The organism is Pseudomonas sp. G3-39 (assembly GCF_054790485.1).
Window position 1 is genome coordinate 5,211,902 of record NZ_CP186497.1, and the last position, 12,477, is coordinate 5,224,378.

The 12,477-nt window shown below is 62.5% G+C and carries 8 protein-coding genes; 4 read left to right on the forward strand and 4 right to left on the reverse strand.

Annotation, left to right across the window (positions count from 1 at the left end; genetic code table 11):
- Position 1: 1 nt before the first annotated feature.
- The 4 genes from ACOYXG_RS23520 to ACOYXG_RS23535 are packed head-to-tail and all read right to left on the reverse strand — an operon-like array spanning position 2 to position 7,750.
- Positions 2-4,576 carry an alpha-2-macroglobulin family protein gene (locus tag ACOYXG_RS23520; protein WP_460354288.1) on the reverse strand — a complete coding sequence of 1,525 codons (4,575 nt, stop codon included), beginning with the start codon at positions 4,574-4,576 and terminating at the stop codon, positions 2-4.
- On the reverse strand, positions 4,573-5,223 hold the full coding sequence (locus ACOYXG_RS23525) for a DUF1175 domain-containing protein (protein WP_034153738.1): 651 nt from the start codon (positions 5,221-5,223) through the stop codon (positions 4,573-4,575). Before ACOYXG_RS23525 ends, ACOYXG_RS23520 begins: the two co-directional genes overlap by 4 nt.
- Positions 5,208-6,920: a DUF2138 domain-containing protein gene (locus tag ACOYXG_RS23530; protein WP_460354290.1), complete on the reverse strand. Its 1,713-nt coding sequence runs from the start codon at positions 6,918-6,920 to the stop codon at positions 5,208-5,210. Before ACOYXG_RS23530 ends, ACOYXG_RS23525 begins: the two co-directional genes overlap by 16 nt.
- 38 nt (positions 6,921-6,958) lie before the next feature.
- Positions 6,959-7,750 (reverse strand): YfaP family protein, encoded by a 792-nt coding sequence (locus ACOYXG_RS23535; protein ID WP_330207171.1) that lies wholly within the window; start codon positions 7,748-7,750, stop codon positions 6,959-6,961.
- Positions 7,751-8,031: 281 nt separating this feature from the next.
- On the opposite strand from ACOYXG_RS23535, the gene ACOYXG_RS23540 reads away from it, so the two are divergent.
- From ACOYXG_RS23540 to dxs, 4 genes are all read left to right on the forward strand, one after another.
- Positions 8,032-9,177 carry a Fic family protein gene (locus ACOYXG_RS23540; RefSeq protein ID WP_150368189.1) on the forward strand — a complete coding sequence of 382 codons (1,146 nt, stop codon included), beginning with the start codon at positions 8,032-8,034 and terminating at the stop codon, positions 9,175-9,177.
- Positions 9,178-9,282: 105 nt separating this feature from the next.
- The gene (locus ACOYXG_RS23545) at positions 9,283-9,525 is read left to right on the forward strand and encodes an exodeoxyribonuclease VII small subunit (protein ID WP_003228627.1); all 243 of its coding nucleotides are present in this window, start codon (positions 9,283-9,285) and stop codon (positions 9,523-9,525) included.
- A complete protein-coding gene (gene ispA / locus ACOYXG_RS23550; RefSeq protein ID WP_460354295.1) occupies positions 9,522-10,409 on the forward strand; it encodes a (2E,6E)-farnesyl diphosphate synthase in 888 nt (295 codons plus the stop codon). The genes ACOYXG_RS23545 and ispA overlap by 4 nt, the downstream gene beginning before the upstream one ends.
- A gap of 91 nt (positions 10,410-10,500) precedes the next feature.
- Entirely contained in the window at positions 10,501-12,399 is a 1,899-nt protein-coding gene (gene dxs, locus ACOYXG_RS23555) for a 1-deoxy-D-xylulose-5-phosphate synthase (protein ID WP_460354298.1), read from the forward strand.
- Positions 12,400-12,477 lie beyond the last annotated feature (78 nt).

The following is a 12,477-nucleotide window of genomic DNA, read 5'->3' on the forward strand; positions in this document are numbered from 1 at the left end:
GTCAGTTAACCGTGACCTGACCGAGGGCGGCTTTCGCTTCCCGGGCCTGATGCTGCGGCGCGTAGACCTGAGTGAAGCGCACCGGCGGCAGGTTGAACTGACCCTTCTGCGAGAAGCGCACCAGATGGCGCAGACGCAATTCGCCGCTCAGCGCATCCACCGGCACCGCGTAGGCCAATTGCCCCGGTTCGAAGCGCGCCTTTTCCAGCGCGGTCGGTTCGGTGCCGTCCTTGCCTTGCAACTTGATGCCCCAGGTGGTGCGCTCGACATCGGCGCCCGGTGGCAGCGGCACTTCGAGCATGCCGTAGCGCAGCGGTTTCGGCGCCTTGCTGGTGAGGATCACTTCATCCAGGTACAGGCTGTCGCTGGACAGCGGCTTGTTGCCGACCGGCTCCAGTTTGAAGGTGAACGCTTCGTCACCCGGCACCAGTCGCGACAGGCGCCGGGTGATGGTCACGGCCATTGGATCGACGGCCGGTTGCTGGGTCTGGAAGCTCAACGCTGCCCGCAGCGGACGCTCCTGAGTGCCGGACACCGACAACACGCTCGGCACCGGCGTCGCACCCTGCCAGGTCCAGAACATCTCACCGGTTGCGCCGTAGTTTTTCTTCCAGCCTTCACCCGGCAGCAGCGCGATGGTCGGCGAGGCCTGAGCGATGCTGCGTTGCAACCAGCTCAGCGCCAGGGCGCGTTCGAGGGTCGATTGCTGTGGCAACAGACGTTGCAACAACGCCGTCGCCCGCGCCTGATCAAACGGTTGCAAAGACAGGTTCAGCGCTTCGGCAAACGGCTGCGAACTGACCGCCAGACGCTGTTGCGCCGCGCCAACCTGACGGTTGAATGCGTCCGGCAACGCGACTTTCGATTGCGTGGCCAGCGCCGCGGTCAACACCCGCGCCGCCGCCAGCCCGAGCGCCGAATCCGGGTCGCTCATCACCAGGCTGTCTTCACCATCGCCCATCAGGTTTTCGGCATTGCCCTCACCGGCCTTGGCCAGATCGTCCATCAAACCGCTGAGCAGGGTATTCACCGGCAGGTGCATCTGCTTGGCGAACGACAGAATCAGTGCCCGCTGCAGCAGCGGCGTGTTCGGCGCTTGCTTGGCGTAGACCTCCAGCACTCGCTGCCAGTGCTCCGGTGGCAAGGTCAGTTCCAGCACCTGACTGGCGTTCCAGTCGGCGTAGTAGGCGTAAGCGGTGAGGAACGCGTCCGGCTCGCCGTCGAAGCCCCACCAGGTGAAGCTCGCCGACGGCCCGGCCATTTGCACCAGACGCAGACGGCTGTTCTGCATGATCAGGCGCAGGCGATCGCGGATCTGCGGGCTCGACGCCAGCGACGGATAAGCGATGCTCAGCGGCAGCAAACGGCTGGCCGTCTGCTCGACGCCGCCGTACGGGTAGCTCAGCAAATCATCGAGGGCGGAACGGAACAGCGCTTGCGGACTGTCATCCAGACGCAGACGAATGTCGGTGGCGTCGGCCGGCAGGCTCAACGGGGTGTCGCCGCTGGCCACGTCGAGGCTCTGGGTTTGCGTGACTTGCCAGCCGTCACCGGTCGCGCTCAGGCGCACGGCGAGGGCGTCAGCGGTTTTGCCGTCCTGCACCAGCTCGGCGGTCCACTCACCCGAGGCCAGGGCGAACGCTGGCAGCGGCACGTAGTTGATGCCGTTGTTCAGGGTTACCGGCAGGCGTTGTTCGGCGCCAGCGTAATGCGTGACCAGCTCAGCCTTGACCGGTTTTTCGGCTTGGCTGAAGGCGAACACACCGAGCTGTGGCTGATCGCCCTTGCGGAATTTGCTCGGCCCGCTCCACTTCAGATACAGCGGTTTTTCCGAGCGAACGAACTGCTTCTTCTGCCCGACCTGGCCGTCGTCGGCGATGGCCCGGGCGGTGATGCGCCAGCGGGTCAGCGAGTCCGGCATCTTGAAGGTGAAGCGGGTTTTGCCGTCGGCACCGGTCAGCAATTCCGGTTGCCATGCGGCGGTGTCGACGTCTTCGCGACGCGGACGCTCCAGCACTTTCACCCCACGTTCGCTGCGGTTGGCCTTGCCCGGCGCGCCGGGGCTGCCCGGCAACGCCACGTCGTAACTGATGAACGACAGGCTGGCGCTGGTGCGCACATTATTGCGACGCGGGTGGTAGAAGAACTGGTCGATGGTCGGCGCGACTTCCGGTTGCAGCGCGTAGACCATTTCATCGACAACACTCACCGTCAGATGCGCCGGAACTGCTTTACCGGCGAACTGCGTAGTCAGGTCGACGGTCACCGTGTCGCCCGGCAGATACACCTGTTTGTCGGTGCTGATCGCCACGTCGATTTGCGGGGCAATCACTTTGATCCCGGCGTTCTGGAAGCTGTACTGCCCGCCCTTGGTGTAGAGCACCGAGAAGGTCAGGTTCGGCGCGAAGTTGTCCTTCACCGGAATCCGCGCGCGGTATTGGGTGTCGCTGAGTTTTTCCAGCTTCAGCCAGTCGCCGCCCTTGGCCAGCAGCGCGGTGGCCTCGACCTTATCGCGCTCCAGCGACAGCAGTGCATCGCTGACCGGCTCAGGGAAGGTGATCAGTGCCAGCGCTTCATCGCCGGCCTTGTACTCGGGCTTGTCGAGGACGATTTCCACAGTGCCCGGCACCGCTTTGACACCGTCGCCGGTGACCGAATGGCCGGTGGCGCCGAGGACGCGACCGTGTTGATCTTTCAGCGTCAGGTTGTAAGTACCCGGACGTTCAAAGGCCAGACTAAAGCCTTTGTCAGTCGCCGCGAGTTTGCCTTCGCCAGTGCTCTGGTCTTCCAGACGCACCCAGCTGTAGCTGCTTGGGGTCACGGCTTTGCTCTGCTCGCTGCCGCCCTCGTTGGCGTAGCTGAACGCGACTTTGTCTTTGACTGCGCTGAAACGTTGCGGCGCGCTCAGGCGGAAGCTCGCGGCGCCACGGTCGATGAGGATTTCCTTGGTGGTCTTGACCCGATACGCCGCGCCATCGCTGGCAAATACGGTGAGCATGTAGCGGCTCGGTTTGTCGGCGGCCGGCAGGTCGAGGGTCGCGTTGCCCTTGCTGTCGGTGGTCAGTTCGGTGCTGGTCAATTCCACCGGGAATTGCCCGAGGTATTGCAGCTCATTGTCGACCATCGACAGTTGCTGGGCACGCAGGCTCAGGCTCAGTTTGGCGTTGGTCACCGGTTTGCCGTCCGGGTACAGCAGCACCAGACTGCCCTTCACCGGCTCGCCGGTGCGGTAATCCTGCTTGGCCAGGTTCAGCGAAATTTCGAAGTGCGGCTTGATGTACTCGGCCACGCGGAAGGCGCTGCTGTAGGCCTGATCCTTGTAGTTGAAGCGGATCTCGTAACCACCGGCCACAGCGTTGTCCGGCAACTGGAACCGGCCCTGGGTACCAGCCTTGGAATCGAGTTTCAGGTCGAGGCGTTGCAGCTCGGTGCCGGTGGCATCAAGCACACTGACGTTGACGTCAGCAGCGCCCGGCAGCACCGAATCCCGCGCATTCTTGAACTCGCGACCGACGATTTTCAGCGACACCCAATCCCCCGGGCGATACAGCGGTCGGTCGGTGAACGCATAGAGTTTGGTGTCGTAGATTTCGCTGTCGTAATAGAAGTTTTCCGAGACGAACACCCCGCCCTCTTCGTCCTCGCCAATGACGAACGAACGCTCGGGGCTGACGTGTTTCAGGCGCAGCAAACCATCGGCATCAGTGGCACCGCTGCTCATCACGCCGAGGCCGTCAGTCCACAGCACATTGACCTTCGGCACCGAACTGCCTTCGTGTTTGCGTGCGGCCCAGACCAGCAATTCATCACCGGCAATCTTGCTCACCGCCACGGTGTTGGAGACGAAAACCATGGTGGTCGCGCGGTACTTGCCGATCAGCGCTTCGACCAGATACAGGCCCGGTTTCAGCTTGCCCAGCGGGATGTACACGTTACCCGGTGCAACGCTGACGAACTCGCTGGAAGACCCGGCCAGATTGACCCCGGCCGGCGGCTGGATCGGTTTGGCCTGCCACAGCGGATAACGGAACTGGCTGACCACCGGCAGACCCGGAATCAGCGCGAATTGCGGCTGCGCGTCGTACGGGGTTGGCGCGGCGATGGCGTTGCCCATCTTCAGTTCCGGTACTTCCTCGGTGACCTGCTTGCGCGACTCGTAGGAGAACGCGCGCTGCATCACCCGCCGCGATTTGCGGTACCAGTTGTCCCACAGGTACGCGAGGGTGTTGGACAAGCCCTCGCCCTTGAACTGACCGTCGCTGACCACGCGGTGCAGGTTCTTCTGACGTTTGAGGAAATCCAGCGGCTTGTCGATGTGGTATACGCGGATGTCGGCGCCGCCATAGGGTTCCATACGAAAGCGGCGGTAGTCGCGGCCCGGCGCTTCGAGACGAACCATCGCCTGTTCGTCGGCGGCGAAACTGCTGTCGGCCAGCAGGAAGAAGCTTTCACCGGCGACCGGCGTGTAGCCGCTCGGTTCCACCGAGTCTTCAGCGTTGACGGTCGCCAATGGCAGCAACAGCGCCAGCAGCAGAGGAATTCGAGCGCAGAGTCGCAACATGCGGGCACCGGTCATTGGGAGAGAAAGTTCAGTCGATAGACGCCGATGAAGTTGGGGTTGGCTGCGTCGGGTATCCATCGGGTGTCCTTCCATGTCATGAGTTGCTGCAGGCTTGCCGAACGCATGCCGTTGTCAGTGGGGGTGGTCGTGCCGGTGTGATAGGCGATGTAGCGGCCCATCCAGATCATCAGGTGCTGGTCGTCGCCCTGATCGAAAAACATCAGGTCACCGGGGCGTGCCTGGGACACGTCGCGGCTGACCAGATGGCTGTTGAACTGAATCAGTTTGATCGCGTTGACGTACGGCCCGACCTTGCCACCGCCCTGCTGCCATTGCTGGGCGAGCTTGCGCTGCTCATCACTGAGCGACAGTTCCGGCGGCAGGTAGCGATTGGACAGGCCATTGCTGCGCAGCCATTTGTCGTCGTGGACTTTCAGCGCTTCGTTGGCGGCAAAACGTACAAGGCCTGCGCAGTCCTGCTGATACCAGCGCGGGCTCGGCCCCTGGCTCAGTTGCTCCTGAGCGATGCGCACGAACCAGGCGCGGAACACCTGGGACTGCGCCGGATCGAGTGCCGGTGCTTCGACGGCTCGGGCGCCCGCGCTGAGCAGCAGCGCGAGCAGGCCGAGGCTGCGGATCAATGCCGTCACAGCGCTTTCCATTCCAGCGGCAACCATTGCCAGTGGCCGTCCGGCTCACTGCCTTCAGGCAGGATCAGCGCGTATTTGCCGTAGCCGCCGAGGGTGCGCAGTTTCGGAATCAGGTAGGTTTGCGCGGCGTTGTAGAACACCGGCTCCATGTCCTGCGGCAGGCTGTCGAGAGTTTCCTGCTGCATCAGTTGCGCCATCGAATCCGGGCCGAAATAGATCGGCATCAGCACATCTTTCGGCAGCACGTCGGCCATCGGCGGGAAGCGTTTGTCGAGGGTACCGAGAGCCTTGTCGAGCAGTTTGTCGTCGAGGGAAAACAGCAGCGTCGAACCATGGCGGGCGAGGCTGACTTTCATGAACGCGCGCCCGCTGATCGCGGCCGGGTTCTCGGCAGTCTTGGCGGCGTACGGGCCGAAGTTCGAGCTGACCTGACGCTGCCAGACATGGCTCTGCCCTTCCTGTTTCTCGACTACCGGGAACGCGTGTTCGGCGACATTCGACTCATAGGCGCCCACCATCGAACCGAACAATGTGCCTAGGTCGCCATCGAGCTTGCTGCTGTCCTCATCCTTCAGGCTGGCGACCAGCAGCGGCGTGTACAACCGCGAATCGGCGTACCAGCACAGGCCCGCCGCACCGGCAACATGCTCGGTGAGTTTCTGCGCCACCGCTTCGTCGGCGCCGAGTTTCACCAGCAGCGGTTTATGCGGCTCGGCCGCCACCGGCAAGGTCACGCAGGCACTGGCGCCCAGCGGCATGGCTTGCCACACCGGTTTGAAATCGAAGTCCGGCTGGTTATCCAGTTCGTCCATGGCCAGGTAGCTGTGCCAGCCTTTGTCGTCCATATCAAAGCGCAGCCCGGCGAAGTTCGGGATGAAGCGCTGATAGCCCATCGCAAGGACGCTGGAATTGACCGACAGACGCTGTTTGATCTCCGGCGCCTTGGCTGGCAATCCGAAGGCCTCGGGGAACAGTTTGTCGCCATTGAGCAGCGCTGCCAGCGCTTGTGGCGAGACGTGCCCGGACTCCTCGGACTCGCCGTTGGCCGGGTCGTAATATTTGTTCGGGTTGGACAGCACCACCAGTTTGTCGCCGCGCGAAGCGAACAGCAGCGATTTGCTGGCGTTGTAGCTGAGCTGGTACAGCGGCACTTCGTCGCTGCCGACCTTGAGGCTGCCGAAGACGCTGAGTTGCGAATCGTCCAGCGCCACTTTCGCCAGCGGTTCGAGCAGCTTCGCCAACCCGCCGCGATCCATTACCAGCAGAAAATCCTTGAGCCGGCCATCAGCGCCACGCCACAACGCCACATCGGCCGGTTGATCGAAAAGCTGTTCGATCAGGCTGTCCTGCAGCTTCAGGTCGTGTTCGTAGATGATCCGCCGCAGGCTGCCGATCAACCCCAGGCGGTCGGCGTGGGTTTCGTAATAGAAGACGAAATCCTCGGTGAGCGTGGCCTTGAGGAACGGCACCGTCAGCAGGTCCTTGGGCAACTGGCTCAGGGAGCGGGTTTCCAGCAGCGCATCCGGACGACTCAGGCCGAGCTTGTCGCTGGCAAGTGCCGCCGCCGGCACCTTGGGCTTGTGCAGCAGCCAGCCAAGACCACCGGCCACACCGGCCACCAGGACCAGGCCGATCAGCAGCGCCGGCCAGCGCCGGGAGGTTTGGCCGGCAGGTGTCGGGACGGCCAGAGAAGCAGCGTTATCACTCATGTTCACAAAACCCGAAGTTCATCCGTGGTGCGGGATGCTTAATAGTTGAAAGTCTTGACCAGCAGCAGATCACCGATTGCCCGCAGGGGCACGATGAACGTTTCACGTTTTTCGTCGACCGTGTTTTCGTTGAGCACCAGCGTGATTTGCGAGGTGATCACCTCGTTCTGATTGCTGGCCTCCTCGAAGTTATAGCCGCCGTCGCCGAAGTTGCCCCAATAGTTGACGTAAACCAGATAGGTGCCATGCAGCGGCGCGGTCATGGTGAACATTTCCGGGCCGGGGCCATCGACACCATCCGGGTCCAGACCGCCGCCGTTGGTCAGCGCCGTGTGGGCGAAAAACGCGTGCTGGCCGTCGGGCGTAATGATGTGCAGGTCGAGTTCGGCCTTGGGATCGTCCCAACCCAGCACCACACGGATTTTCGCCGGCGTGCGCAAGTTGTTCGCTTCGTAGAACTGCACACGCTTGAGCGACTGGCCCTCGGCACTGCGCACTTCGACACTGTTGGAACCGGCGCCGAACGCATACGGCCGGGCGAAACGCCCGTCATCGTCGGTGTACAGATTCAATGGATTGCCGTTGACCGCCAGCGTATGCGGCCCGCGCTGATTGCCGATGGCCTTGAGCTGGCCCTGAATCATCGTGCGATTGCGCTGAATGCCGCGATCGATCGGCGGCGTGGGGTAGGCGACTTGCGGGTTTTCACTGCGGTCGAGCAGACCGTTATAGCGCCAACCGCCCACCGGTTCCGACAGCTCGGCATTCGGCGCTGCCAGCAGCGCAGGCGCGCAGGCCAAACCGATCAGCAGCCAAAGAAATGAACGCATGTAATGCCTCCTGCCATGCCTGAACGAAACCTTGCACCCGATCCTCGGTACTTCACAGCGGTGGAAACTGCGTTTCGTCTGAAAGACCCCGTGACTGTGGGGTCGTAGAAGGCGCGAAGATTAGCGATTCGGCAGTTTTTTAACAATCGGATACATGTGGATTTGCGGTGGGAATCACGCCGTAAAGTAGACGGTGAGCCGAATAGCCGTCATATTCGGCTCACTAAATGAGCCGAATAGCATTTCTATTCGGCTCACGCCCCTATTACAGGCAGTAACCGATGACCACTCAATGGATCTGGCAGCAGCCGGATTGGCCCGACTTCAACTGGCAGGCAGAACGTCTGGCGCCGCTGCTGCGTGAATGCGTTCAGGCACAAGGCCAATTGATGGGCATGGCTGGATCCGTAGGCAACTCCCTGAGCGCTCAGACCGAACTCGACGCACTGTTGCAAAACATCGTGACCTCTTCGGCCATTGAGGGTGAGCAGTTGAATGTCGGCTCGGTGCGCTCGTCATTGGCTCGACGCCTGGGGCTGGAGTTGCCCGATAGCGATAAAGTCAGTCAACGGAGCGAAGGCCTGGCCCAACTGATGCTCGATGCCACGCGACGCTTCGCCGAACCACTGACGCTGGAGCGATTACTGGAATGGCATCGATGGCTGTCTCCGGACCAGGAAAGCGACTTCACCGCAAGGTCGATGCATGTCGGTGCGCTTCGCGGCGAGGAGCCGATGCAGGTAGTTTCCGGTCGTCTCGACCGTCCCACTGTGCATTTCGAGGCCCCTGCGCGCCAAGGTCTCGAACGACAGGTGGATAAATTTCTCGCCTGGTTCGAGGCCAGCCAGCATCAAACAGCGCTTGATCCTTTGCTACGTGCCGGCATCGCGCATTTCTGGTTTGTCACGCTGCATCCGTTTGATGACGGCAACGGTCGACTGACTCGGACCATCACCGATCTGGCGCTGGCGCAAGGCGAAGCACAGGCCATCCGGTTTTACGCCATGTCGGCCAGCATCCTCGATGACCGAAGCGGCTATTACCGAGTGCTTGAGGCCAGCCAAAAGGCCACGCTGGACGTCACCCAATGGCTCACCTGGTTTCTGCAGACTCTTTTACGCAGTCTGCGGCAAGCCATCGCGCGTATCGAAAGTGTGCTGGGTAAAACCCGCTTCTGGCAGGCGCACCGTGAATCCGAGCTTTCGGTGGAGCAGAGTAAAGTGCTCAATCGTTTGCTTGACGGTGGAGAGCGCGGGTTCGAACACGGTATCAGCGCGGCGCAGTATCAGGCGGTGACCAAGGTTTCCAAAGCCACGGCGACGCGACATCTGGCGGAGCTGCTAGAGAAGGGTTGCCTGCAGCGTATGCCCGGAGGCGGACGGAGCACGCGATACAAAATCAATTACCCGGACAATTCCTCGAATTGAACCGCTGCCCCTGTGGCGAGGGCTCGCTAAAGCCCCACTCATTTGCCCATAAACCCCCTATCTGCTAGTGTCGCGCCGGTTTAACGTCAACCGGAAACTGCCGCCATGGCCCGCAAAAAAGCTGCACTGGATTTCGAACAGTCCCTCGCCGACCTGCAAACACTGGTCGAGCGTCTGGAGAACGGTGAATTGTCGCTGGAAGACTCGCTGACCGCTTTCGAGCAGGGCATCGGCCTGACCCGTGACTGCCAGGCAGCGCTGGCCCAGGCCGAGCAGAAGGTGCAAGTGCTGCTGGAGCGCGATGGCGAACTCGCCGAGGAACCCTTCGACGCGGAACAGCCAGAATGATTGCGGCGTATTCGGCGACCAGCCAGGCGCGGGTCAATGCAGCACTGGAAATCCTCTTCAAGGCTCCGCTGCCGGAGCTGTCGCGCCTGTATGAGGCGATGCACTACAGCGTGATGATCGGCGGTAAACGCGTGCGCCCGCTGCTGGCCTACGCCGCGTGCGAAGCGCTGGGCGGCAAGGCTGAACAAGCCAACGGCGCGGCCTGCGCAGTTGAGCTGATCCACGCTTATTCGCTGGTGCACGACGATTTGCCGGCGATGGATGACGACGATCTGCGTCGCGGCCAGCCCACCACCCACAAGAAATTCGACGAAGCCTGCGCGATTCTCGCCGGTGACGGCTTGCAGAGCCTGGCCTTCAGCGCCCTGCTCGACCCGCGTCTGAGCAACCTCGACGCTGACATCCGTCTGCAACAGGTCACGGCGCTGGCGCACGCGGCCGGCCCTGCAGGCATGGTCGGCGGTCAGGCCATCGACCTCGGTTCGGTCGGCCTGAAGCTGGACCAGCAAGCGCTGGAGCAAATGCACCGGCACAAGACCGGCGCGTTGATCGAAGTCAGCGTCAAGCTCGGCGCCCTGGCCAGCGGTCGTGCCGAGAAGGATGAACTCAAGGCCCTGCAGACTTATGCACAGGCTATTGGTCTGGCCTTCCAGGTGCAGGACGACATTCTCGACGTCGAAAGCGATACCGAAACCCTCGGTAAACGCCAGGGCGCCGACATCGCTCGCGACAAACCGACCTACCCGGCCCTGCTGGGACTGGACGCGGCCAAGGTCTACGCTCTGGAACTGCGCGATCAGGCCCTGCACGCGCTGCGACCGTTTGACGCGGCAGCCGAGCCTTTGCGCGACCTGGCCCGGTATATCGTCGAGCGGCGCAACTGAACGCCAATCTGCCAAAAAAGACCAACGCGTGGGCAGGGGGCGATGCATCAGGTAAACTGCCGCATCTTTTATACCTATAACGATTCGCCTGATGCCCACGACGTTTCATGAGATTCCCCGCAAGCGCCCGACCACGCCCCTGCTCGACCGCGCGAACACGCCGGACGGCCTGCGCCGGTTAGGCGAAGCCGAGCTGGAAACCCTGGCCGATGAGTTGCGCCTGGAATTGCTCTACACGGTCGGCCAGACCGGTGGGCATTTCGGTGCCGGCCTGGGCGTCATCGAGCTGACCATCGCGTTGCATTACGTCTTCGACACCCCGGATGACCGGCTGGTGTGGGACGTCGGTCATCAGGCGTATCCGCACAAGATCCTCACCGGTCGTCGCCAGCGCATGGAAACCCTGCGCCAGAAGGACGGCATCGCCGCCTTCCCGCGTCGCGCCGAGAGCGAGTACGACACCTTTGGCGTCGGCCACTCCAGCACCTCGATCAGCGCAGCGCTGGGTATGGCGATTGCCGCCCGCCTGCAGAACAGCGATCGCAAGGCGATTGCGGTGATCGGTGACGGCGCGCTGACTGCCGGCATGGCCTTCGAGGCGCTGAACCACGCGCCGGAAGTCAACGCCAACATGCTGGTGATCCTCAACGACAACGACATGTCGATCTCGCGCAACGTCGGTGGCCTGTCCAATTATCTGGCAAAGATTCTTTCCAGCCGTACTTACGCGAGCATGCGTGAGGGCAGCAAGAAAGTCCTGTCGCGCCTGCCCGGCGCCTGGGAAATCGCCCGTCGCACCGAAGAATACGCCAAAGGCATGCTGGTCCCCGGCACCCTGTTCGAAGAGCTGGGCTGGAACTACATCGGCCCGATCGATGGCCACGACCTGCCGACCCTGATCGCCACCCTGCGCAACATGCGCGATCTGAAAGGCCCGCAGTTCCTGCACATCGTCACCAAGAAAGGCAAAGGCTTCGCCCCGGCGGAAGTCGACCCGATCGGTTACCACGCGATCACCAAGCTCGAACCGCTCGACGCCCCGGCCGCTGCGCCGAAAAAGGCCGGCGGGCCGAAGTATTCGGCGGTGTTCGGCGAATGGCTGTGCGACATGGCTGCGGCTGATCCGCGCCTGGTCGGGATTACCCCGGCGATGAAGGAAGGCTCGGATCTGGTGGCGTTCAGCGAACGTTTCCCGCTGCGCTACTTCGACGTGGCGATTGCCGAACAGCACGCCGTGACGTTCGCCGCCGGCATGGCCTGCGAAGGCGCCAAACCGGTGGTGGCGATCTACTCGACGTTCCTGCAACGCGGCTACGACCAGTTGGTGCATGACGTGGCGGTGCAGAACCTCGACGTGCTGTTCGCCATCGACCGCGCCGGTCTGGTGGGCGAAGACGGCCCGACCCACGCCGGCAGCTTCGATCTGTCTTACCTGCGCTGCATTCCGGGCATGGTCATCATGACCCCGAGCGATGAAAACGAATTGCGCAAAATGCTCACCACCGGCCACCTGTACAACGGCCCGGCGGCGGTGCGCTACCCGCGCGGCACCGGCCCGAACGCGACCATCGACAAGGATCTCGAACCGATCGAAATCGGCAAGGGCATCGTCCGTCGTCAGGGCAGCAAAGTCGCCCTGCTGGTGTTCGGCGTGCAACTGACCGAAGCGCTGAAAGTCGCCGAGAAGCTGGACGCGACCGTGGTCGACATGCGCTTCGTCAAGCCGCTGGATGAAGCGCTGGTACGCGAGATCGCCGGCAGCCACGAGTTGCTGGTGACCATCGAAGAGAACGCGATCATGGGCGGCGCCGGTGGCGCGGTCAGCGAATTCCTGGCGCGGGAGAACATCCTCAAGTCGATGCTGCACCTGGGCTTGCCGGACATCTACGTCGAGCACGCCAAACCGGCGCAGATGCTGGCCGAGTGCGGGCTGGATGAAGTGGGGATCGAAGCGTCGATTCGCGAGCGCCTGGAACTGCTCAACAAGTAACACGCAATACCCATGTGGGAGCGGGCTTGCTCGCGAAGGCGCCGGTTCAGTCGATGATGAGTTGACTGAACCGGCGCC

What these genes read in the sequence shown, in the direction of transcription:
- ACOYXG_RS23525 (WP_034153738.1), bottom strand. Translation starts at nt 5,223, where the DNA reads ATGGAAAGCGCTGTGACGGCATTGATCCGCAGCCTCGGCCTGCTCGCG.
- ACOYXG_RS23520 (WP_460354288.1), bottom strand. Translation starts at nt 4,576, where the DNA reads ATGACCGGTGCCCGCATGTTGCGACTCTGCGCTCGAATTCCTCTGCTG.
- dxs (WP_460354298.1), top strand. Translation starts at nt 10,501, where the DNA reads ATGCCCACGACGTTTCATGAGATTCCCCGCAAGCGCCCGACCACGCCC.
- ispA (WP_460354295.1), top strand. Translation starts at nt 9,522, where the DNA reads ATGATTGCGGCGTATTCGGCGACCAGCCAGGCGCGGGTCAATGCAGCA.
- ACOYXG_RS23530 (WP_460354290.1), bottom strand. Translation starts at nt 6,920, where the DNA reads ATGAGTGATAACGCTGCTTCTCTGGCCGTCCCGACACCTGCCGGCCAA.
- ACOYXG_RS23540 (WP_150368189.1), top strand. Translation starts at nt 8,032, where the DNA reads ATGACCACTCAATGGATCTGGCAGCAGCCGGATTGGCCCGACTTCAAC.
- ACOYXG_RS23545 (WP_003228627.1), top strand. Translation starts at nt 9,283, where the DNA reads ATGGCCCGCAAAAAAGCTGCACTGGATTTCGAACAGTCCCTCGCCGAC.
- ACOYXG_RS23535 (WP_330207171.1), bottom strand. Translation starts at nt 7,750, where the DNA reads ATGCGTTCATTTCTTTGGCTGCTGATCGGTTTGGCCTGCGCGCCTGCG.